Annotated in this window: 19 protein-coding genes and 1 pseudogene; 9 read left to right on the top strand and 11 right to left on the bottom strand. The window is 72.1% G+C overall.

Annotated features, from left to right (window positions below; all coding sequences use genetic code 11):
• Positions 1-122: 122 nt before the first annotated feature.
• The 6 genes from BLW76_RS34780 to thyX all read right to left on the bottom strand — a co-directional run bounded on the left by BLW76_RS34780 (position 123) and on the right by thyX (position 7,027).
• Positions 123-1,820: a ribonuclease J gene (locus BLW76_RS34780; protein ID WP_167384842.1), complete on the bottom strand. Its 1,698-nt coding sequence runs from the start codon at positions 1,818-1,820 to the stop codon at positions 123-125.
• The gene (dapA, locus tag BLW76_RS34785) at positions 1,817-2,830 is read right to left on the bottom strand and encodes a 4-hydroxy-tetrahydrodipicolinate synthase (RefSeq protein ID WP_091315560.1); all 1,014 of its coding nucleotides are present in this window, start codon (positions 2,828-2,830) and stop codon (positions 1,817-1,819) included. Before dapA ends, BLW76_RS34780 begins: the two co-directional genes overlap by 4 nt.
• A gap of 91 nt (positions 2,831-2,921) precedes the next feature.
• Positions 2,922-4,400 (bottom strand): serine/threonine-protein kinase, encoded by a 1,479-nt coding sequence (locus BLW76_RS34790; protein ID WP_091315562.1) that lies wholly within the window; start codon positions 4,398-4,400, stop codon positions 2,922-2,924.
• Positions 4,401-4,510: 110 nt separating this feature from the next.
• Positions 4,511-5,752: an Nramp family divalent metal transporter gene (locus BLW76_RS34795; RefSeq protein WP_167384843.1), complete on the bottom strand. Its 1,242-nt coding sequence runs from the start codon at positions 5,750-5,752 to the stop codon at positions 4,511-4,513.
• Between the two features lie 127 nt (positions 5,753-5,879).
• Positions 5,880-6,275 (bottom strand): ACT domain-containing protein, encoded by a 396-nt coding sequence (locus tag BLW76_RS34800; protein WP_091315563.1) that lies wholly within the window; start codon positions 6,273-6,275, stop codon positions 5,880-5,882.
• A complete protein-coding gene (gene thyX / locus BLW76_RS34805; RefSeq protein ID WP_091315566.1) occupies positions 6,275-7,027 on the bottom strand; it encodes an FAD-dependent thymidylate synthase in 753 nt (250 codons plus the stop codon). Before thyX ends, BLW76_RS34800 begins: the two co-directional genes overlap by 1 nt.
• 118 nt (positions 7,028-7,145) lie before the next feature.
• Between thyX and BLW76_RS34810 the strand changes: the two genes are divergently transcribed.
• The 7 genes from BLW76_RS34810 (at position 7,146) to BLW76_RS34840 (ending at position 13,372) form a co-directional block, all read left to right on the top strand.
• Complete coding sequence (locus tag BLW76_RS34810) at positions 7,146-7,661, top strand: toxin-antitoxin system HicB family antitoxin (RefSeq protein ID WP_091315567.1); 516 nt, start codon at positions 7,146-7,148, stop codon at positions 7,659-7,661.
• Between the two features lie 13 nt (positions 7,662-7,674).
• A complete protein-coding gene (locus BLW76_RS34815; RefSeq protein ID WP_091315570.1) occupies positions 7,675-8,607 on the top strand; it encodes a DUF4097 family beta strand repeat-containing protein in 933 nt (310 codons plus the stop codon).
• Positions 8,608-8,831: 224 nt separating this feature from the next.
• Positions 8,832-10,367: an amino acid adenylation domain-containing protein gene (locus BLW76_RS34820; RefSeq protein WP_091315572.1), complete on the top strand. Its 1,536-nt coding sequence runs from the start codon at positions 8,832-8,834 to the stop codon at positions 10,365-10,367.
• Entirely contained in the window at positions 10,364-11,611 is a 1,248-nt protein-coding gene (locus BLW76_RS34825) for a ferredoxin reductase domain-containing protein (protein ID WP_091315573.1), read from the top strand. The genes BLW76_RS34820 and BLW76_RS34825 overlap by 4 nt, the downstream gene beginning before the upstream one ends.
• A gap of 10 nt (positions 11,612-11,621) precedes the next feature.
• Complete coding sequence (locus BLW76_RS34830; protein ID WP_091315575.1) at positions 11,622-12,413, top strand: enoyl-CoA hydratase/isomerase family protein; 792 nt, start codon at positions 11,622-11,624, stop codon at positions 12,411-12,413.
• Positions 12,414-12,428: 15 nt separating this feature from the next.
• The gene (locus BLW76_RS34835; protein ID WP_091315577.1) at positions 12,429-12,938 is read left to right on the top strand and encodes a sigma-70 family RNA polymerase sigma factor; all 510 of its coding nucleotides are present in this window, start codon (positions 12,429-12,431) and stop codon (positions 12,936-12,938) included.
• Positions 12,935-13,372 carry a zf-HC2 domain-containing protein gene (locus tag BLW76_RS34840; RefSeq protein WP_091315579.1) on the top strand — a complete coding sequence of 146 codons (438 nt, stop codon included), beginning with the start codon at positions 12,935-12,937 and terminating at the stop codon, positions 13,370-13,372. Before BLW76_RS34835 ends, BLW76_RS34840 begins: the two co-directional genes overlap by 4 nt.
• A gap of 558 nt (positions 13,373-13,930) precedes the next feature.
• On the opposite strand, the gene BLW76_RS34850 is transcribed toward BLW76_RS34840, so the two are convergent.
• On the bottom strand, positions 13,931-15,145 hold the full coding sequence (locus tag BLW76_RS34850) for a winged helix-turn-helix domain-containing protein (RefSeq protein WP_091315581.1): 1,215 nt from the start codon (positions 15,143-15,145) through the stop codon (positions 13,931-13,933).
• 59 nt (positions 15,146-15,204) lie between these two features.
• Here BLW76_RS34850 and BLW76_RS34855 point away from each other — a divergent pair, with 59 nt between their 5' ends.
• The gene (locus BLW76_RS34855) at positions 15,205-15,762 is read left to right on the top strand and encodes a GNAT family N-acetyltransferase (protein ID WP_091315584.1); all 558 of its coding nucleotides are present in this window, start codon (positions 15,205-15,207) and stop codon (positions 15,760-15,762) included.
• A 66-nt stretch (positions 15,763-15,828) separates the two neighbouring features.
• On the opposite strand, the pseudogene BLW76_RS34860 reads toward BLW76_RS34855, so the two are convergent.
• Positions 15,829-16,425: pseudogene (locus tag BLW76_RS34860) on the bottom strand (GtrA family protein); the annotation flags it as partial.
• Between BLW76_RS34860 and BLW76_RS34865 the strand changes: the two are divergent.
• Complete coding sequence (locus tag BLW76_RS34865) at positions 16,379-16,897, top strand: YqaA family protein (RefSeq protein ID WP_091315587.1); 519 nt, start codon at positions 16,379-16,381, stop codon at positions 16,895-16,897. The pseudogene BLW76_RS34860 and the gene BLW76_RS34865 overlap by 47 nt on opposite strands.
• 25 nt (positions 16,898-16,922) lie before the next feature.
• Here BLW76_RS34865 and BLW76_RS34870 read toward each other — a convergent pair whose 3' ends face one another.
• From BLW76_RS34870 to BLW76_RS34880, 3 genes are read right to left on the bottom strand one after another with little or no spacing between them, the layout of a single operon-like run.
• Positions 16,923-17,369, bottom strand: a complete 447-nt coding sequence (locus BLW76_RS34870) for a tetratricopeptide repeat protein (protein WP_167384844.1) — start codon at positions 17,367-17,369, stop codon at positions 16,923-16,925.
• Positions 17,366-18,106 carry a 4-hydroxy-tetrahydrodipicolinate reductase gene (dapB, locus tag BLW76_RS34875; RefSeq protein ID WP_091315590.1) on the bottom strand — a complete coding sequence of 247 codons (741 nt, stop codon included), beginning with the start codon at positions 18,104-18,106 and terminating at the stop codon, positions 17,366-17,368. Before dapB ends, BLW76_RS34870 begins: the two co-directional genes overlap by 4 nt.
• Positions 18,103-19,467, bottom strand: coding sequence for a M16 family metallopeptidase (locus BLW76_RS34880; RefSeq protein ID WP_091315592.1), 1,365 nt, complete (start codon positions 19,465-19,467; stop codon positions 18,103-18,105). The genes dapB and BLW76_RS34880 overlap by 4 nt, the downstream gene beginning before the upstream one ends.
• Between the last annotated feature and the right edge of the window lie 27 nt (positions 19,468-19,494).

Genomic DNA, 19,494 nt, shown 5'->3' on the forward strand with positions numbered 1-19,494 from the left:
CGTGGCCTTCGCGCTGCTGCTCGCCAAGCGCCCCAATGTGGCGTTCGGTGCGTCCAGCGCACCCAATGTGGCGTTCGGTGCGTTGGACGCAACCAACGCCACATTGGGGCGTTCGGGACGAGCTAGACCGGGATGACCGTCGGGACGATCATCGGGCGGCGGCGGTAGGTGTCGGCCACCCAGCGGCCCACCACCCGGCGGACCGCCTGGGCGATCCGGTGGGTGTCGGTGATGCCCTCGGCCTCCGTGCGCGCCAGCTCCATCTCCACCAGCGGCACGACGGCGGCGAGCGCCTTCGGGTCGTCGGAGAAGCCGCGGCCGGACACCGTGGGGCTGCTGACCGCGCGGCCGGTGCTGGAGTCCACCGCGACGCTGATCGAGATGAACCCGCCCTCGCCGAGGACCAGCCGGTCCGACAGCGTCGACTCGCCGACGTCGCCGACCGACAGGCCGTCGACGTACACGTGCCCCACCTCGACGCGGCCGGTGCGGGATGCCTTGCCGTCGACCAGGTCGACGACCACGCCGTCCTCGGCGATGACCACGTTCTCCGGCGCCACGCCGGTGCGGATCGCCAGCTCGCCGTTGGCGCGCAGGTGCTTCCACTCGCCGTGCACCGGCATCACGTTGCTCGGGCGCACCGCGTTGTACAGGTAGAGCAGTTCCCCCGCCGACGCGTGGCCGGACACGTGGACCTTGGCGTTGCCCTGGTGGACGACGTTCGCGCCGAGCCGGGTCAGGCCGTTGACCACGCCGAACACCGCCGTCTCGTTGCCCGGGATCATCGAGCTGGCCAGCACGACGGTGTCGCCCGCGCGGATCGAGATCTGCCGGTGCTCGCCGCGCGCCATCCGCGACAGCGCCGAGAGCGGCTCGCCCTGCGAACCCGTGGAGACGAACAGGACCTTGCTCTCCGGCAGGTTGCTCGCCTGGTCGAGGTCGACGAGCAGGCCGTCCGGGACGTTCAGCAGGCCCAGCTCGGCCGCGATCCCCATGTTGCGGACCATCGACCGGCCGACGAAGGCGATCCGGCGGCCGTGCCGCTCGGCGGCGTCGAGGACCTGCTGGACGCGGTGCACGTGGCTGGCGAAGCAGGCCACGATGACACGCTGGTCGACCTTGCGGACGACGTCGTCGAGCACCGGGCCGATGTCACGCTCGGGCATGACGAACCCGGGCACCTCGGCGTTGGTCGAGTCGACGCAGAACAGGTCGACGCCCTCGTCGCCGAGCCGGGAGAAGCCGGCCAGGTCGGTGAGGCGCCCGTCGAGCGGGAGCTGGTCGAGCTTGATGTCGCCGGTGTGCAGGACCACGCCCGCCGGGGTGCGGATCGCGACCGCGAGGGCGTCCGGGATCGAGTGGTTGACCGCGAAGAACTCGAGGTTGAAGACGCCGACGTCGCGGCGCTCGCCCTCGCGGACCTGGATCAGGTTCGGCCGCTGCCGGTGCTCCTTGGCCTTGGCCGCGAGCAGGGCGTTGGTGAACTTCGAGCCGTAGATCGGCAGGTCCGGCCGCAGGCGCAGGAGGAACGGGACGGCACCGATGTGGTCTTCGTGCCCGTGGGTGAGCACCAGGCCGTCGATGTCGTCGAGGCGGTCCTCGATCGCGCGGAAGTCGGGCAGGATCAGGTCGACGCCGGGCTGGTCGTCCTCGGGGAAGAGCACCCCGCAGTCGACGATGAGCAGCCGGCCGCCGTACTCGAAGACGGTCATGTTGCGCCCGACCTCGCCGATGCCGCCCAGCGCGACCACGCGCAGGGCTCCCTCGGGCAGTGCGGGCGGGGCGTTGGTGGGGCCTGGACCTGGGGGAAGTGAGCTCACCGAGGCAGGGTCCCAACGCTGGTGTGCGAGGTCGGCGCCACGTAGGCCGCTCGCGAATCTGCTTGTGCCACCCGCTCACCATGCCAGTCCTGGGCCGCCGTGTCGCCCAGCGGCACGCCGCCCTGGGCAAGATCAGCGGCGATCAGGGCCGTCTGCTCGGGGGTCGGCGCGACGATCGGCAGCCGCGGGTCGCCGATGTCGAAGCCGCGCAGCCGCAGCGCCGCCTTGCTGAAGGCGACCCCGCCGACCCGCGACATCGCGCGGAGCACGGGAAGCATGGCGCGGTGGTTGGTGCGCGCGGTGGAGGTGTCGCCGTTCTCGTAGGCGTCGATCATGGCGCGGATCCGGCCCGCGACGACGTGACCGATCACACTCACCACGCCGACGCCGCCGACGGAGATCCACGGCAGGTTCAGGCCGTCGTCGCCGGAGTAGTAGGCGAGGTGGGTGTTGGCGATGACCTCGGAGCCGGCGATGAGGTCGCCCTTGGCGTCCTTGACCGCGACGATCCGCGGGTGCTCGGCCAGCCGCAGCAGCGTGTCGACCTCGATCGGGACGACCGAGCGCGGCGGGATGTCGTAGAGCAGCACGGGCAGGCCGGTGCTGTCGGCGACGGTGGTGAAGTGCGCGTACAGCCCGGCCTGGCTGGGCCGCGAGTAGTACGGGGTGACGACCAGCAGGCCGTGCGCCCCCGCCTCTTCGGCCTGCTTGGCCTGCTCGATGCTGTGCGCGGTGTTGTTGGTGCCCGCGCCGGCCACGACGGTCGCGCGGTCGCCAACGGCCTCGACGACAGCGCGGACGAGCTGCTGCTTCTCCGCGTCGCTCGTGGTCGGGCTCTCGCCGGTGGTGCCGTTGACCACGAGGCCGTCGTTCCCCAGCTCCACGAGGTGCTCGGCCAGCTCCTGCGCCCGCTTCAGGTCCAGCGCGCCGTCGGCGTCGAACGGGGTGGCCATCGCGGTGAGCACGCGCCCGAACGGCCGTCCGGGCGCTGCGGTAGGTGGGTTGGACATGGGGAGAACGGTACCTCGCCGGTCCGGCGAAAACCGCGCCGACCTGGTCACCAGGAGATTTTCCCGGACCCGGCCGCTCGTCGCGGAACTTCTACTTGACCTTGGTCACGATCGGCGCGGAGATGGGCCCGCCGTCGGCCTTGGTGAGGATGCAGTAGAACTCGCGTGCCGGGTCGTCGCTCGGCTTGTCGGGCTGGCTCTGCCACTGGCCCTGGGTCGGCACGAGCGCCCGGTACTTGAGACCCTCGCGCTGGGTCTCCGGGACGATCGACGAGCGGAACGAGGCCGCGCAGCGGGCTTCGGCGACCGCGGTGACGGCGGCCAGGCCCGGGTAGGCGGCGAGCGCCGCATCGCTGTCGGACCAGCTCGTGACGCCGATGACCTCCCCGGCGTCGTAGATCTCGACGGTGTGGCTCTTCTTGCAGTCGCCGCTGTTCTCGTCGCTGATGACGCCGCCGTCCTGGACCGGGGCGTTGTAGCAGAGGTAGCTGGAACTGGCGTCCACGCCCATCTGCCCGCCGAGGCCGAACGTCATGGTCGGCAGCTTCTGGGCGTCCGCCGTGGGGGTCTCGAAGGCCTTGCCGGCGAAGAAGCCGCCGACCAGGGCGGCCACAACGAGCACCGCGGCGGCCGTGAGCCAGAGCGCGCGGTGGGACTTCTTCGCGGGCGGCTGCGGCGCGGGGGCGCCGAGCATCGCGGTGCCGTGGGGCGGGGTGGGCCGCGTGCCCTGCGCCGTGGTCAGCAGGTTCTGCGCCTGGGCGGCGGTGAGCCGCGCGTCGGGGTTGGCGACGAGCAGGCCGAGGATCGCCGCGGCGAGCGGGCCCTGGCCGCGGGTGAGGTACGGGATCTCGGTCATGATCGCGTGCAGCGTCGCGGCGGTGGTCGCCCGCTCGAACGGGATGGCGCCTTCGACGGCGAAGAACAGCGTCGCGCCGAGGGACCACAGGTCGGACGCGGGCATGGCTTCCCGGCCCTCGACGCGTTCCGGCGCCATGAAGGCGGGCGAGCCGACGATCATGCCGCTGGTGGTCAGCCGCGGGTCGTCGACGGCGTGGGCGATGCCGAAGTCGGTGAGCTTCACGCGGCCGTCCGGCGCGACGAGGATGTTCGCGGGCTTGACGTCCCGGTGCACGATCCCGGCGGCATGGGCGGCCTGCAGCGCGGCGAGCACCCGCTCCCCCAGCTGCGCGGCCTGCGCGGCGGGCATCGGGCCCCGCTGCCGCACGAGGTCGGCGAGGCTGGGCGCCTCGACGAGCTCCATGACGATGAAGGTGGTCCCGCCGTCGGTGACGACGTCGTAGACGGTGACGATCGCGGGGTCGTTGAGCCGCCCACCGGTGCGGACCTCGCGGAGGGCGCGTTCGGAGAAGACGGCGGCGGACTCGGCATCGGGCAGCCGCAGTTCCTTGACGGCGACCTGCCGCCCGATGACCTGGTCCTGCGCCCGCCACACGACGCCCATCCCCCCGCGGCCGAGTTCGCCGAGCAGGAGGTAGCGGCCGGCGACAACCCGCTGACCAGGCATGGCAGGCGCCTGCGGCGGATAGGGCCGGGTCTGTTCGTCGGTCACGGTGCTCCTTCGGGCGGCGGTCGCGCAGATGCTAGTCGGACCGTCGCGGGGCGCTGCAGGTTCCGCGGAATTCGTGACCCGGCGGGGTTCTCGCCCGTGAAGAAGCGACGTCAGCCGGCGAAGGTGAGGTAAATGAGCACCAGGTTGAGCGCGATGATCACCGCCGCGATCACCGAGGCCAGCACCGTCGTCAGGCGGCGGTTCGTGTCCTCGCCCATCAGCGACCGGTCCGCTGTCAGCCGGATCAACGGCACCAGCGCGAACGGGATCCCGAACGACAGCACCACCTGCGACACCACCAGCGCCGCGCTCGGGTCGGCGCCCAGTGCCAGCACCACGATCGCCGGCGTCAGCGTCACCAGGCGGCGCAGCACCAGCGGGATCCGCTTGTGCAGCAGCCCCTGCATGATCATCGCGCCCGCGTACGCGCCCACCGACGCCGAGGCCAGGCCCGAGGCCAGCAGGCCGATCGCGAACATCAGCGCGATGCCGGGGCCGAGCGCCGACGCCACCGCGCCGTGCGCGCCCTCGATGCTGTCCACGCCTTCCTGGCCCTGGAGGTTCGTCGCCGCCAGGAGGAGCATGCCCAGGTTCACCGCGCCCGCCAGCAGCATCGCCAGGCCGACGTCGACCCGCGTCAGGCGCAGCAGGCGACGTCGCTGCAGACCTTCGGGACGACCGTGGCGGTCGCGAGCCAGGCCGGAATGCAGGTAGACCGCGTGCGGCATCACCGTCGCGCCGAGCATCGCCGCCGCGATCAGCACGCTGCCCGCGCCGTCGAACCGCGGGACGAGACCGCCCAACGTCGATGCGGCCGACGGCGGCTCGACGAACAAGCTCGCCAGGAAGCCCACCGCGATCACCAGCAGCAGGCCGGTGACCACCCGCTCGAACGTCCGCTGGCCGCCGCGGTCCTGGACCGCCAGCAGCGTCAGCGACACCGCCCCCGTGATCACGCCGCCGACGATGAGCGGGAGGTCGAACAGCAGGTTGAGGGCGATCGCGCCGCCGACCACCTCGGCCAGGTCGGTCGCGATGGCGACGACCTCCGCCTGCGCCCAGTAGGCCAGCCGCGCCGGGCGGGACAGGCGGCCGCGCAGGGCCTCCGGCAGCGACATCCCGCTGACCAGGCCCAGCTTCGCCGACAGGTACTGCACCAGCACCGCCATCAGGTTCGCCGCGACGATCACCCAGACCAGCAGGTAGCCGTAGCGGGCGCCGGCGCTGATGTTGGAGGCGACGTTGCCGGGGTCGACGTAGGCGATGGCGGCGACGAACGCCGGCCCGAGCAGGGCCGACCCCGTGCGCAGGCGCGTCGCCAGTCTCGGCCGGACAGCCTCGGTCACAGCCATGACGCCACCTCTCGAAAACCGGATGTCGGGGACCCTAAACCGAAGTTTAGGCACGCCGAACTTTCTTTTTCAAGGGTGACTGGGCCCACCCCGTCCCCCGGATACCCCGGGAAACGGCCCCGAAAAGTCAGCCGTGGGCGACCTCGTGGCCCGACTCGCGCAACGCCGTGACCGCGTGGTCGAGGTCGGTGCCACGGACCAGGATGTGGTCGGTGTCGTACGTCGACATCGAGAACAGCGCCACCCCGGCCGCGGCCAGCTCCGAGGCCAGCGCCGCGATGATGCCGGTGAGCGTGAACTCCAGCGGGCCGCGCACCGACAGCAGCCGCCAGCCGTCCTCGGCCGCCGTGGCCCCGCCGGGCTCGCGGCCCGCCGGGCAGATGACGGACAGTTCTTCGGGCGTCCGCGTCACCGACACGAACGCTTCGCCGGGCTCGAACAGCTCGGCGGGCACCGCGGCGTCGGCGGGCAGCCGCACCACGGCGTACTCGCCGGGCCGGACATCGATCGCGAGTCGCTTCATCAGCCTTCCAAAACCTTCGGGCTCGTGGCGATTTCCGTGCCGTCGGGCAACGTCGAGATGGTGAAGTCCGCGAACACGTTCGCCGCGGCCTTCTGCAGCTGGCGCAGGCACTCCACGGCCAGCTCGCGGATTTCGACGTCCGCGTGCTCGGTGGCGCGCATCGCGACGAAGTGCCGCCAGGCGCGGTAGTTGCCCGTGACGACGATCCGCGTCTCGGTCGCGTTCGGCAGCACCGCGCGCGCGGCCTGGCGGGCCTGCTTGCGGCGCAGGGTCGCGCCCGGGACGTCGGCGAACTTCTCCTCGAGCCCGGCCAGCAGCTCGGTGTAGGCGTCGACGCTCGCCCGCGTCGCGGCGACGAACTTCTCGTGCAGCACCGGGTCGTTCGCGATCACCGCCGGCTCGACGAACTCGGCGTCGCGTTCCGGGACGTACCGCTGCGAGAGCTGGGAGTAGGAGAAGTGGCGGTGCCGGATCAGCTCGTGGGTCAGCGACCGGGAGATGCCGGTGATGTAGAAGGTCACCGACCCGTGCTCCAGCACCGACAGGTGACCGACGTCGATGATGTGCTCGAGGTAGCCGGCGTTGGTCGCGGTGGCCGGGTTCGGCTTCTGCCACGACTGGTAGCACGCGCGACCGGCGAACTCGGCGAGCGCTTCGCCGCCGTCGGCGTCGGTCGACCACGGCACGTCCGGTGGCGGGAAGAACTCCGTCTTCGCGATCAGCTGCACTCTGGGTGACACGGTTGCGGTCACGTCAGCACTCCTTCTCCGGCTTCCGCGCAGCCTAACCGCGTGAGGGCGGTCACTCCCGGGGGACACGTGACACCACCGCCGCCTTGACTGACACCACCCTTGACGTCATAGTGGTGTCATGGACCTGACGCCGTACATCGCCAACCTTCGCGAGGACCTCGCGAACACGGCTGCCGCCGGGGACGAGCAGACCCGGCGAGCGGCCGCGCTGCTGTCCTCCGCGCTCGAACCCGCCGTCCGCCTGACGTTGATGAACGCCCTCGCCGACCTCGCCGCCGAGGTCACGGCCGCATTGCCGGGCCAGGTCGTCGACGTCCGGCTCGACGGCCGGGACGTCCGCGTGGTCGTCACCGGCACCGCCGAGGAGACGACGGCACGCGAGACACCACGTGACACCACTCCGCCACCACCGATCGACGGCGGTGACATCAGCCGGATCACCCTCCGGCTGGTCGAGCAGATCAAGGGCCAGGCCGAGCGCGCGGCCGCCGCCCAGGGCGTCTCGCTGAACACGTTCGTGTCGCAGGCGGTCCAGGGCGCGCTGGGGCACGGCGGGGGCTGGAGCGGTGGCCAGAAGCACCACGGCAAAAGCGGCGGGAGCGGATCGCACCTGCACGGCTGGGTCGAAGGCTGAGGGGACGGAACCGATGAGCGAAGAGCAGACCACACCGGCCGGAGAGCCGGACGAGGACAACACCGAACTGGTCCGGATCGACGAGTTCGAGACCGACGTCCCGCTGGAGCTGGACGTGAGCGTCACGATCGGCCGCGTCGAGGTCGTCCTCGAAGGCGACTCCGGCGCGCGCGTCGAGCTGCGGCACGACCAGGGCGAGCAGCAGCCGTGGGTGGCGGGGGTCAACAGCCTGCTGTCCTGGGTCGGCGAGCGCTTCGGCGACCAGCTGGGCGTCGACCCGGGCGCCTCCCCCGCCGAGGCGGTGCACCAGAGCCGGATCGAGAAGCTCGGCAACCGGCTGGTCGTGAGCGCGCCGAAGGCGTGGCAGCTGCGCAACGTCGCGCTCGCGGTGAAGGTGCACGCGCCGGCAGGCTCGCACGTCGAGGTGCGGGCGGGCGCGGCGGACGTCACGGTGACCGGCTCGGCCGGCCGCGTCGACCTGCTCACCGGCTCCGGCGAGGTGAAGCTCGACCGCGCCGACGGCTCGGCCACCATCCGCACCGGCAGCGGCGCCGTCAAGCTCGGGCCGACGCTGGGCGGGCTGCAGCTGCGCAGCGGCAGCGGCCACGTCGAGGCGTCGTCGATCAGCGGGTCCGCGACGCTGGCGACCGGCACCGGCGACGTCTGGCTGGGCGCGGTCTCCGGCGAGGTGATGGCCCGCACCGGCAGCGGCGACCTGTCCGTGGCCGACGCCGCGTCGGGCACGCTCGACCTGATCACCGGCTCCGGCGAGGTCCGGATCGGCATCCGCGGCGGGACGTCCGCCGAGGTCGACCTGACCTCCAGCGGCGGCCGCGTCTCCAGTGAGCTGGACGTCGCCGACACCGCCCCCGAGGGCGGCGTGAAGCTGAAGGTCCGCGCCCGCACGGGCACCGGCAACGCCGTGGTGACGCGCGCGGCGGGGTGAGCAAGGGGGAGGAACGGGCCGTTCCCGGTGGGGGCACCGGGAACGGCCCGTTCGCGCGAAATACCAGAGAGCACGCTCGGCAGAAATCCGGCGAACGAAGGGTGAATTCGTCGAAATTCCGTTTCAGGTGATTACACACGGATTTCTCGACTTCGTCTTGAACAAATCGCGAGGCTGTCTCGTTCACAACGGTTGACCGCGCCGGCCTGGCGAAAGGTGACCGAGTGTCCGCGCTGATCCGCCCCTCCTCGTTGTCCGGCCTGACCGCCGCCGACCGCGTGCTGTTCCAGCGGTTCGGCACCGGAAATCCCGCCGGGGTTCCGTTCCACCGCATTCATGACGCCGTATTGGCGCAGGCGCGAGTCCGTCCGGACGCGCTCGCCGTGGTGCACTCGGGTGAATCGCTCACGTACGCCGAACTCGAGCGCAGATCGGCGGCGCTCGCCGCCGCGCTCGCCCGCCTCGGGGTGCGGCCCGGGCACCACGTCGGGCTGTTCCTCACCCGGTCGATCCCGATGGTGGTCGGCATCCTCGCGGTGCTCCGCGCGGGCGCGGCGTACGTGCCGCAGGACATCCGGATCACGCCCGCCGCGCAGCTGCGGCACATCGTGGCCACCGCGGGCATCGACGTCGTCCTGACCACGCGCGAGCACGCCGCCGCGCTGCCCGCCGGCCTCGGCCGGGTCGTCGCCGTCGACGGTGAGCACCCGGACCACGACGCTCCTTTTGTGACCGGCGGCGGCACCGCGATGGTGATCTTCACGTCCGGGACGACCGGGCGGCCCAACGGCGTGCAGGTCACCCACGCGAACCTCGCCAACGTCCTGCTGACCGCGCCCGGCTCGCTCGGCATCCGGCCCGGCGACCGCGTGGCGCAGCTGCTGAACATCGCCTTCGACATGGCCGCCTGGGAAATCCTCGGCACCCTCTCGCACGGCGGCTGCCTGCTGGTCCGCGGCAAGGACATCGAAGAGACCGCCCGCGAAGCCGACGTCCTCATCGCCACGCCGGGCGTGCTGTCCACAGTGGACCCCCGGGCCTGCCCGCGGGTACGGACCGTCGCCGTGGCGGGCGAACGGTGCCCGATCGCGCTGGCCGACGCCTGGTCGCGGCGGGCGCGCTTCCACAACGCCTGCGGCCCCACCGAAGTGACCATCGTCAACACCGTGCAGCGCTACGACCCGCGGCTCGGCCGGCTGACCATCGGCCGCCCGGTGCCGAACACCACGGTGTACGTGCTCGACGACGAGCTGAGACCGTGCCCGATCGGCCAGGTCGGCGAGATGTGGGCGGGCGGCGCGTGCGTCACGGCGGGGTACGCCGGCAACGACGTCCTCACCGCCGAGCGCTACCGGCCGGACCCCTTCCTCGGCGGCGCGCACCGGATGTTCCGCACCCGGGACCTCGTCCGGTGGACCACCGACGGGCAGCTGGAGCACCACGGGCGGACCGACGACCAGGTGAAGGTGCGCGGCTTCCGCGTCGAGCTGGACGCGGTCACCGCGACGCTGGAGCGGGCGCCGGGCTGCGAACGGGCCACCACCTTGCTGTACGAGGGCGGGCTCGTCGGCTTCGTGACTCCCTCGACGGCCGAGCCGGAGCTGATCCGCCGTTCGGCGGAAGCCGCGCTGCCGTACTACAGCGTGCCTGCGATGATCGTCCCGGTGGACCACCTGCCGCTCACCGAGCGGGGCAAGGTCGACCGGCGCGCCCTGCTGTCGCGTTTGGACAGTCGTGAACCCGCGGAGACGGTGGCATGACGGCGACGCTGCCCACCGCCACGGAGTCCGTGCGGGCCCGGCTGAAGCGGCGGCCGTGGACCCACCACAACCGGCTGGCCGCCGCCGTGGTCGCCGGCAACGTCGTCGCCGCCACCGCCGGCCCGCTCGACGTCGGCGTGCTGACGTGGCTGGTGCTCGGCAACCTGACCCTGGCCGTGGTGATCCGCCAGCAGCTGGTGATCAACCTGCTGTTCCGGCTGGCGACCGCCGCGCCGCTGCGGCGTTCGCTGCGGCTGCGCTGGACGCTGGGCAAGGTCTACCACTTCGGCGGCCTGCACGTCGGCGGCACGCTCTGCGCCACCGCCTGGTTCTTCGTGCTCACCGGCGTGCTCACCGCCCGCGGCGGGCCGGCGGCGCTGCTGCTGACCAGCTGGGCGATCGCGGTGGTCCTCACCGGCATGATCGTGCTCGCGCTGCCGCGGCTGCGGGCCCGGCGGCACGACCTGTTCGAGCGCTCGCACCGGTTCGGCGGCTGGTCGCTGCTGGTGCTGTTCACCGTCCACTCGGTGCTGCTGGCCGGGCCAGACTTCGTGGGCTCGGGACCGTTCTGGGTGCTGCTGGTCGTCGTGACGAGCGTGGCGCTGCCGTGGCTGCGGCTGCGGCGGGTGCCGGTGCGGATCACCCGGCCGTCGCCGCACGTGGCGCTCCTGTCGTTCGACTACGGCGTCACGCCGTTCGCCGGTTCGTCGACGGCGCTGAGCCGGAACCCGTTGCTGGAGTGGCATTCCTTCGCGAACGTGCCCGCGCCCGGGCGAACCGGGTTCCGGCTGACGGTGTCCCGGGCCGGCGACTGGACCGGCGCCCTGATCGACGACCTGCCGTCGCACCTGTGGGTGAAGGGCATCCCGACCGCGGGCGTCGGCAACATCGACAAGCTGTTCCGCCGGGTGGTCTGGGTGGCGACCGGCAGCGGGATCGGCCCGTGCCTGCCACACCTGCTGTCCGGCGAGACGCCCGCGCGGCTCGTGTGGTCGACCCGCCACCCGCGGCGCACCTACGGCGACGAGCTCGTCGACGAAATCCTCGCCGTCCAGCCGGACGCCGTCGTGTGGGACACCGACAGCGCCGGCAAACCCGATCTGGTCGAACTGGCCCTGAGCGCGCACCGGGACTTCGACGCGGAAGCAGTGATCTGCATTTCGAACAAGAAGACAACGTGGCACGTCGTCGAGGCGCTGGAAGCCCGCGGGGTTCCGGCCTTCGGCGCGATCTGGGACTCGTGAGGGAGACAGCATGGACCGGACCGTCGTAGTCGACCTGCAGGCGCCCGTGGCGACCGTGACCGTGGACCGGCCGGCGGCGCGCAACGCGCTGTCGTCCCGGGTGCTCACCGAACTGCTCGACGCGTGCGCGTCGCTGGGCGGGAACCCGGCGGTCGCGGGCGTCGTCCTCACCGGCGCGCCGGGACCGGCGTTCGTCGCGGGGGCCGACATCCGCGAGATGGCGGCCCTGGATCCTTCGCAGGGAGCGGAGTTCGGGGCGCTCGGCCAGGAGGTCACCCGGGCACTGGAACGGCTGCCGGTGCCGGTGATCGCCTGCGTGGACGGCTACGCGCTGGGCGGCGGCTGCGAACTCGCGCTGGCGTGCGACTTCGTCTACGCGACGCCGAAGGCGGTGTTCGGCCAGCCGGAGGTCCTGCTGGGCCTGATCCCAGGGTTCGGCGGCTGCGTCCGGCTGCGCCGCCAGGTGGGGCCCGGCCGGGCCCGCGAGCTGATCTTCACCGGCCGCCACGTGGACGCGGCGGAGGCGCAGCGGATCGGGCTGGTGACCGAGCTGTTCGACAGCCGCGAAGCCATGCTCGCCGGGGCCCGCGCGACGATCACGGCGGTGTCGCGGAACTCGCGCGACGCGGTGGCGCTGGCGAAGAAGGCCCTGAACGCCAGCCGCGGCCGCACCGTGGACGACGGCCTGGAGCTGGAGCTGTCGGCGTTCCGTTCGGCGTTCACGAGTCCCGACATGCGCGAAGGCACCAGCGCGTTCCTCGGCAAACGGGAACCGGTGTTCGGCAGCGGGATCGCGCGCTGACCGGGTGGGTGCGCCATCAACGAGACGCACACGGCCCTGCTCCAGGCGCTGCACGACGAGCACGCACCTGCGCTGTGGCGGTACGCCCTGCGCCTGACCGGTGACGACCAGCTCGCCCAGGACGTCGTCCAGGAATCGTTGCTGCGGCTGTGGAACAGCCCGGAGATCCTGGAGCAGGGCGAACCGGCGTCGCGCGCGTGGCTGTTCACGGTGGCGCGCAACGTGGTGATCGACGAGCGCCGCAGCGCGCGGTCGCGCCGGGAGGTGCGGTCGCCGGACCTGCCGGACGTGTCGCGTACGGACCCGATCGACTCGGCGCTGGACGCGTGGGTGATCACGGACGTGCTGACGCAGCTGACTCCAGACCACCGGACGGTGATCGTCCGCGCCTACTACATGGGGCAGTCGGTCGCGGAGCTGGCGGCGGAGCTGGAGGTCCCGGAGGGAACGGTGCGCTCGAGGTTGTTCTACGGCCTGCGCGCGTTGCGGCTGGCGTTGCAGGAGAGGGGGTTGACGAGGCGTTGAGCGATCCGTACGGCGAGTGGGACGCGGCGTACGTGCTCGGTGCGTTGTCGCCCGGAGAGCGCCGCGAGTACGAGCAGCACCTGGCCTGCTGCGGCTCGTGCGCGGCGGCGGTGGCGTCGTTCGCGGGGATGCCGGGAATCCTGTCGGTGGTGCCCCGCGAGACGACGGTGGAGCTGCTGGGGCCGGTCGTGCCCCGGGGTTCGTTGCTGCCGGGCCTGGTCCGCGCGGCCCGCACATCGCGACGGCGAGCCCGGGCACGGCTGGCGGCGGCACTGGCGGGCGCAGCGCTGGCCGGCGCGGTGGCCGGGTCGCGGCTGTTCGCACCGGGGTGTTCACCGGACCCCCGGATCGACCGGACGGCCCCGGCCCCGGCCACGCCACCGAGCACCCGCCTCGACCCGGCCGCCGTTTCGTCCGGCCACCGGACACCCTGAAGCGCCCCAATGTGGCGTTGGTTGCGCCGGACGCACCCAATGCGGCGTTCGGTGCGCTGAACGCACCCAATGCGGCGTTCGGTGCGCCGGACGCACCCAATGCGGCGTTCGGTGCGCCGGACGCACCCAATGCGGCGTTCGGTGCACTGGACGCACCCAATGCGGCGTTCGGTGCACTGGACGCACCCAATGCGGCGTTCGGTGCACTGGACGCACCCAATGCGGCGTTCGGTGCACTGGACGCACCCAATGCGGCGTTCGGTGCGCCGGACGCACCCAATGCGGCGTTCGGTGCGCCGGACGCACCCAATGCGGCGTTCGGTGCGCCGGACGCACCCAATGCGGCGTTCGGTGCGCCGGACGCACCCAATGCGGCGTTCGGTGCGCCGGACGCACCCAATGCGGCGTTCGGTGCGCCGGACGCACCCAATGCGGCGTTCGGTGCGCCGGACGCACCCAATGCGGCGTTCGGTGCGCCGGACGCACCCAATGCGGCGTTGGTTGCGCTGGACGCAACGAACGCCACATTGGGGCGCTCGAGAACCGGCCGGGAAAGGGTCAGCGGACCAGCTTCGCCAGCGGTGCCGCCAGGTCGCCGCGGGAACCCACCGCCACGCCCGACAGCCCGAGCCACTCCGCCGTGTGCCGCAGCTCTGCCGCCAGCTCCGGGAGCAGCCGGGCCACGTCCGCCCCCTCCTCCGCGAACGCTCCCTGCACCCGCAGCACCCCCGCCGCGCGGTCGGACTTCAGGTCCACCCGCGCCACCAACGAGCCGTCCAGCAGGAACGGGAACACGTAATACCCGTACACCCGCTTCGGCTCCGGGACGTAGATCTCGATCCGGTAGTGGAACCCGAACAACCGCTCCGTCCGGGCCCGCTCCCAGATCAACGGGTCGAACGGGCACAGCAGCGCCCGGCCCGTCACGTTCCGCGGCAGCCGGGCCGCCGTGTGCCGGTACGCCACCTGCTTCCAGCCCCGGACCGTGACCGGCTCCAGCTCGCCCGCCTCCACCAGCTCCGCCACCGCCTGGCGGGCCGGCGCCGGACCGAGGCGGTAGTAGTCGCGCAGGTCCGTCTCCGTCGCCACCCCCAGTGCCCGGGCCGAGCGCGAGATCAAGCCGCGGGCGCCCTCCTCCGCCGACACCGACCGGGACAGGATCTCCGGGGGTACCACCCGCTCGGTGAGGTCGTAGAGGCGCTCGAAGGACCGCCGCGTGCCCGTGGTCAGCTGGCCGATCCCGAACAGGTACTCGCAGACGCGCTTGACCTCCGAGCGCTCCCACCACGAGCCCGGCCCGCGCCGCTGGGCGTCGGCCGCCACCGCGCGCTCGATGCCGCCCGCGCCGATCGGGCCCAGCTCCTTCACCACCGACAGGATCTCCTCGACCAGGCCCGGGGACTTCTCGATCAACGACCCGTAGTGCCGCCACCAGCCGTCGCGCTTGGCGCCCGAGCGGATCAGAGGCCAGTCCTCGATCGGGAGCAGGCTCGCCTCGTGGGCCCACGTCTCCACCAGCAGCCGCGGCCGGCGCGCCGAATGCGCCCACGCCGCTTCGTCGAGCAACGCCGGGTCGTACGCGCCCAGCCGGGAGAACACCGGCATGTAGTGCGCGCGGACCGCGACGTTCACCGAGTCCAGCTGCAGCAACTGGACCCGGGACAGCACCCGTTTCAGGTGCTGCCGCGAAGGCACGCCGGAGGGACGCGGGTCGGTGAAGCCCTGTGCGGCCAGGAACGTCTTCCGGGCCGTCGAGACGCTGATCGTTTGCATGGTGAACTCATGGTGCCACCCACCACCGACAAAAACCGGCGCCCCGATATCTTCAGCCCATGAGCGACGCCGCCGTCCGTCCCGCCGATCTGTCCGACGCCGCGGAGATCGCCCGCATCCAGCGCGAAACCTGGCACGCCGCCTACGAGGACCTGCTCGGCAAGCAGGCCCTCGCGCAGCTGGACGCCACCGACCTCGCCGGCACCTGGACCGAGACCATCGACTACCCCGGCAGCCTCGTCTACGTCGCCACCGAGGGCGAGTTCACCGTCGGCTTCTGCGTCGCCGGCCGCGCGCCCGAGGACGAGGTCGCCCAGGCCGACGGGAGCCTGCCCGAGGACGCGGAGACGACCGGGCTGATCGCCACCCTGCTCGTCGAGCCGCGGTGGGGACGCCGGGGGCACGCCGGACGGCTACTCGCGACGGCCGCCGCGGGCCTGCGGGCCGACGGGGCTTCCCGCGGCATCGCCTGGGTCGCGCAGGGCGACCACGCCACCCTCGGCTTCTACCGCCGGGCCGGCTGGCACCCCGACGGCACCGTCCGCACCCTCGACACCGGCGAGCGCACCCTCCGCGAGGTCCGGCTCACCGGCACCCTCGACCTCACCCTGAGCTGAGTCCCGGAAGATCACCCACCGCAGCACGGCGTACATGAACACGCCCTCGCACGCGCCCGCGAGCAGCCGCGAGACGTGGTATTCGACGCCCAGCGCCGTCAGTCCCGCGCCGACACCCAGCAAAAACGCCGCGTAATTGACGGCAATCGCCACGATGTAAAGCGCCAGCTGGATTCCGACGGCCGCGTGGGAATGGAAGTTGAACGTCCGGTTCAGCGCGAAACTCAGCCCGAACGCGCAGCCGTACGCGAGCGTGATCGCCAGCCACACCGGCCAGCCGAACAGCCCGTGGAAGACGGTCAGCAGCGCGAGGTCGACGCCGAACGTGAACCCGTTGATGAGGCAGAACCCGAGAAACGTCGGCGCCACGACCCGCGACAGCCCCAGTGGCAGCACGCGCACGACGGCCCGGCACAGGGCCCCGAATCGGTCAGCGGGCGGAATGGGTTGTTCGGCGGCCACCCCGCCAGTGTTCCGGCGACGGGTGACGGGAAGCCGTCGAGCAGGTGATCTTCTGGTGCGGACCACCGGCCGCAGAGGGGGGTTAACCCCCGTGCGCCGGGAGCGGCCGAATCGGTAACTTGGACGAACGCGAGCGATTTTCGGAGGTGACACGATGAGCTGGATCCTGCTGACGCTGGGCGTCGCGTTCGGTTCGGCCATCGTGCCGCTGGTCAGCGCCGAGGTGTTCCTGATCGGATTGTGCGCCACCCAGCCGGGACTGCACTGGCTGTGGCTCGGGGCGGCGGTGGCCGTCGGCCAGGTGGCCGGGAAGACGCTGTACTACCTGGCGGCTCGCGGCACGATCAAGCTGCCGAAGCCGCTGCTCGACCGGCTGCACCGCGAGCGCCCGATGACGCCCCGGCGGGTGCGCTGGCAGCTGCGGACGAAGCGGGTGCGCGCGTGGTTCGACCGGCTCCGCGAGCGGTGCCACCGCCACCCGCACTGGATGGCAGGCACGTACGGGGTGAGTTCCCTGGTGGGCCTGCCCCCGTTCATGGCGACGAGCGTGCTGGCCGGCCTGGTGCGGATGCGGCCGGTGATGTTCGTGACGACCGGGCTCGCCGGGCGGTGGATCCGCTTCAGCCTGATCGCCGCGTCACCCGCGGTGTTCGCCGGGTGGCTGCACCACTGAGCGGTCGCCACCGGGCGAGCCGGCGTCAGCGGTCGGCGGCTTCCAGCTCGACGGCCTTCTTCATCGTCTCGCGCGCCCGGCGGCGGTCGCCCGCGATGTCGTACGCGTAGGCGAGCTTGTACCAGGCCCGCCAGTTCTCCTGGTCGGCCTCCACCTCCGCGCGGCGCTCCTCGAACCACGCGTCGGCCGCCTCGCGGTCGACGCGGCCCGAGGGCCGGCGCGGGAGGTCCGAGACGTCCGGGAGCGCGCCTTCGGCGTCGAGCCGCCGGGACAGGCGCTGGATCTGCAGGCCGTTGCGCCAGGTCACGACGACCACCCAGACACCCAGGATCGGCAACAGCAGCACCCCCGCGCCCAGCGCGATGCCGACGCCCGTGCCCGTCTTGAACAGGGCGAACGCCCGGTCCGCCAGCAGGAACAGGTACACGACCAGCGCCGCCGTCAGCAGCAGCGCCACATTGCGGGCCTTCACAGGTCGAGGACGTTTTCCAGGCCGACCGTCAGGCCGGGGCGCTTCAGCACCTCGCGCACGCCCAGCAGCACGCCCGGCATGAACGACGTCCGGTCGAGGGAATCGTGGCGGATGGTCAGGGTCTCCCCCTCGCCGCCGAACAGGATCTCCTCGTGCGCCACCAGGCCCGGCAGCCGGACCGAGTGCACGCGGACCTCCTCGACCAACGCGCCGCGAGCACCGTCGAGCTCCGACGTCGTCGCGTCCGGGCCCGGCTCCACGCCCGCTTCCGCGCGCGCGGCCGCGATCATCCGGGCGGTGTGCGCCGCGGTGCCCGAAGGCGCGTCGGCCTTGCGGTTGTGGTGCAGCTCGATGATCTCCGCCGAGGCGTAGAACTTCGCCGCCTGGGCCGCGAACCGCATCGCGAGCACCGCGCCGAGCGCGAAGTTCGGCGCGATCAGCACGCCCAGGGACGGCTTCGGCTCCAGCAGCGCGCGCAGCGACGCCAACCGCTCGTCGCTGAAGCCCGTGGTGCCGACGACCGCGTGGATGTCGTGCTCGACCAGGTACTCCAGGTTGCCCATGACGGCGTCGGGGTGGGTGAAGTCGACGACCACCTGGGCGTCGGCCAGCGCCGCGAAGTCGTCGCCCGCGTCCAGCGCCGCGACGAGCTTCATGTCCGAAGCGCCTTCAACGGCGTTCACCACCGTCGCGCCCATGCGGCCGCGCGCGCCGAGCACACCGACGTTGATGGTCATGAAGCGATCACCTCGTGCAGGTCGTCAGGAAGGTCGTCGGCGTGAGCGTACGGCCCCACCACCGCCGCCGCCGAGACGCCACCGGGCCGGGCGAACAAAGTGCGAGCGAGCGCACACACGTCCTCGGTGGTCACCGCGTCGATGCGCGCGATCGTGTCGTCGACGCCCAGGTAGCGGCCGTAGTTGAGCTCGTTCTTGCCGATCCGCGACATCCGCGACGACGTGTCCTCCAGGCCCAGCACCAGCCCGCCGCGCAGCTGGCCCTTCGCACGGGCGACCTCGGCGTCGGTGAGGCCGTCGACGCCGACCTTGTCGAGCACCTCGCGGATGACGCCGGCGACGTCGCCGAGCTTCTCCGGCTGGCAGCCCGCGTACACGGCCATGTGCCCGGTGTCGGCGTAGCTCGCCACCGACGAATACACCTGGTACGCCAGCCCGCGCTGCTCGCGGATCTCCTGGAACAGCCGCGACGACATGCCGCCGCCGAGGGCCGCGTTGAGCACCGACAGCGCGAAGCGCCGGTCGTCGTGGCGCGACAGCGACCGCAGGCCGAGCATGACGTGCGCCTGCTCGGTGTCGTCGGTGTGCAGGGCCAGCTTCGGCAGCGTCTTGATCCGGGCGCGGCCCTCGCGCGGCGCGATCGGCGTCGCGGTGCCGGCCAGGCGCTCGCCGAGTGCCTTGCGGACCAGCCGCAGCACCTGGTTGTGGTCGATGTTGCCGGCCACGGAGAGCACCATGCGCGGCAGCGTGTAGCGGCGCTTGTAGAAGTTCCGCAGCGCGGCCGGGGACATCTCCACGATCGACTTCTCGGTGCCGAGCACCGGGCGGCCGAGCGGGTGGTCGCCGAGGATGGCCGTCACGAACGTCTCGTGCAGCAGGTCCTCGGGGTCGTCGTCGCGCATCGAAATCTCTTCGAGGACGACGCTGCGCTCCATGTCCATGTCGCGGTCGGTGCACAGGGCGTCGAACACGACGTCGGTGACCAGGTCCATGGCGAGCGGGAGGTCGGCGTCGAGCACCTGCGCGTAGTAGCAGGTGTGCTCCTTCGCCGTGAAGGCGTTGAACTCGCCGCCGACCGCGTCGATCTCCTCGGCGATCTGCGTGGCGTCGCGGTGTTTCGTGCCCTTGAACAGCAGGTGCTCGAGGTAGTGCGCGGCGCCGGCGACGGCGGCCGGCTCGTCGCGGGAGCCGATGCCGACCCACAGCCCGACCGTGGCCGAGCGCGACGCCGGGACGTGCTCGGTGATCACGCGCAGGCCGCCGGGCAGGACGCTGCGCTTGACGACCGCACCGTCCGAAGTGGACTCCAGCGTGCGGGTGGTGCCGACGGGCTGCTCGTGCCCGGAAACCTGCCGTGCCATGGGTTCCTTACTCAAGATGCCACCGAG

It is taken from the genome of Amycolatopsis tolypomycina (assembly GCF_900105945.1).
Lineage (GTDB): Bacteria > Actinomycetota > Actinomycetes > Mycobacteriales > Pseudonocardiaceae > Amycolatopsis > Amycolatopsis tolypomycina.